General features: G+C 49.5%; 3 protein-coding genes. All 3 read left to right on the forward strand.

Features of this window, described 5'->3' with window-relative positions:
• Positions 1–86 precede the first annotated feature (86 nt).
• From ACGG90_RS15430 to tnpC, 3 genes are read left to right on the forward strand one after another with little or no spacing between them, the layout of a single operon-like run.
• A complete protein-coding gene (locus ACGG90_RS15430) occupies positions 87–254 on the forward strand; it encodes a hypothetical protein (RefSeq protein ID WP_390410716.1) in 168 nt (55 codons plus the stop codon).
• A complete protein-coding gene (gene tnpB / locus ACGG90_RS15435) occupies positions 255–635 on the forward strand; it encodes an IS66 family insertion sequence element accessory protein TnpB (RefSeq protein ID WP_390410717.1) in 381 nt (126 codons plus the stop codon). It begins immediately after the preceding gene.
• A 24-nt stretch (positions 636–659) separates the two neighbouring features.
• The gene (gene tnpC / locus ACGG90_RS15440) at positions 660–2,171 is read left to right on the forward strand and encodes an IS66 family transposase (protein ID WP_390410718.1); all 1,512 of its coding nucleotides are present in this window, start codon (positions 660–662) and stop codon (positions 2,169–2,171) included.
• Positions 2,172–2,266: the final 95 nt, after the last annotated feature.

Genomic DNA, 2,266 nt, shown 5'->3' on the forward strand with positions numbered 1-2,266 from the left:
GTAAGCACCCAGCCAAATGACGGATTCTCACCGAAAATCCAGCGCGTTATACTTGCCTCATCAATATATTTGGTGAGGTGATTTTTTTGGAAGATAAACCTGATGTTGTCCACTTTCAGCTGGATCAGCCGAGAGCAAGACCGACGGAGACGACCAAAGCGCTTCAAATCAAGTTAAGCGACGAGAAGACCGTCATCGTTTACAACCACGTCAACAGCTACATCCTTGATGCCCTTTTGAAGGCGGTGTTCTAAATGCTTCTGGACCTCAAACGCATCACCCAAGTCTATTTGGTGTGCGGTAAAACCGATTTGCGCCGCGGCATCGACGGCTTGGCGGGAATCGTTCAAGCGCAATATCACCTTGATCCATATTGCCAGAACCTTTATTTGTTCTGCGGGAGTAAGAAGGACCGTTTCAAGGCCTTGTATTGGGACGGCGATGGATTTGTCATCTTGTATAAACGTTACGAGAACGGCCGTCTACAGTGGCCAATGGATCAAGGCGCTGCCAAAGCATTGACGCATCAGCAATTGACCAGACTATTGACAGGCTGGTCGATCGAATCAACGATTCATCTTGTTAACCCGCCAAAGAAACCGTATCCAATGAGCCAAAGGAGTGGTAAAGTCTAAATCATACAGTAAGGTGGTGAGGACATGGGTGCAGTGACAACAACGATTGATGAGCATGCCGAAGTGATTGCGTTACGGCAGAAGGTCAGCGAACTGGAAGAGCAGATCGCATGGTTCAAGAAGCAGGTATTCGGACAAAAGTCCGAACATAGCGGAACCCCCGACCTGAGCAAATACGAACAGCTCGCCCTGTTCGCCGAAGAATACGCGAAAACTGAAGCGGCATTAAAAGCTGCCGAAACAGTCACTCATGTTAAAGCACATGACCGCAAGAAAGCTAAGAAGCTGAGCGAGAAGATCAGTCCTGATGTGGAGTGTGTCGAAGAAACAATCGACATTACACCAGAGCAGCGCGTGTGTGCACCTGGTTGGAAGCTAGTTCCAGTCGGAAGGCGTGAGGCACGCACCACTATTGAGTATATTCCCGCTAAACTGAAGAAGACTGTCTACTATGTGCGCACCTACAAGAAGGTCCGCAGCGATGGCGAAGCGGAACCCGAGTTTCTTCAAGCCCACCTGCCAAACGCGGTGATCATTCGAAGCGTCGTGACGCCATCGCTGTTAGCCAAGGTAATCCACGACAAATACGAATTGGATGTGCCGCTTTATCGTCAGCTGAACGAGTGGAAGCGACTCGGGTTGACTGTTAGTGAAACGACCCTAAGCAACTGGATGATCGAAAGTGCAGAACTCATGGCTCCGATCTATGATCGGATTCATGAGTGCCTAGTTCGCCAGCCATTTCTTCAAGGTGATGAAACACCCACACAGGTCTTGAAAGAAGCCAATCGCAAAGCGACAGACCAATCCTATATGTGGGTAGCACGCACGGTGCGCAAAAGTCCGACGCCCATGGTCTACTTCAAGTATGATCCACACCGCAGTCAGGCGGTTGCCAAAGCGTTATACGCAGGGTTTAACGGAGTGCTTCAATGCGACGGCTACGCCGGCTACAATGGTTTGACCATCGAACGCGTTGGCTGTATGGCACACGTGCGGCGAAAGTTCGTTGAAGCATCCCAGGTCGCTAAAACAAAAGATTATTGTGTGCCACTACAGTTGCTGGACCAAATGTTTCATCTTGAAAACGAGTGGCGTGCATTGTCACCCAAAGCCCGATGCAGACGTCGCCGCAGCAAGCTCAAGCCACTACTGAATCGGTTCTGGGCTTGGTGTGACAAGAACGACGCTTTACCAAAAAGCAGCCTTGGGAAAGCCGTCAGTTACGCGGAAAACATGCGTCCTTACATCGATCGTCTCCTAAAATACGGAGAGATCGATTTGAGTAATAACGCCTCAGAACGGAACATGAAGAGCTACGTCATGGGGCGCAAGAACTTTTTGTTCAGCACGAGTCCAGATGGTGCCCGCGCCAACGCGATTTTGATGAGTATTATCGAAACGTGCAAAGCGAACGCAATCGATCCGACAACTTATCTAACCGAAGTCCTGAATGAAATGGCACAATATCCCGAGAATCGAAAATTCGAATTTCTGGGGCAGTATTTGCCGTGGAATTGGCACCAGGAAAGCTAGACAAGAAAACCAACAATGCCCGGTATCCGAGAAAGTAGATTTTCTCGGCTGCCGGGCTTTTTGAATTCCAGACGTCATTTGGTTGGGTGCTTACG

This window comes from Lacticaseibacillus jixiensis, assembly GCF_042847315.1.
Lineage (GTDB): Bacteria > Bacillota > Bacilli > Lactobacillales > Lactobacillaceae > Lacticaseibacillus > Lacticaseibacillus jixiensis.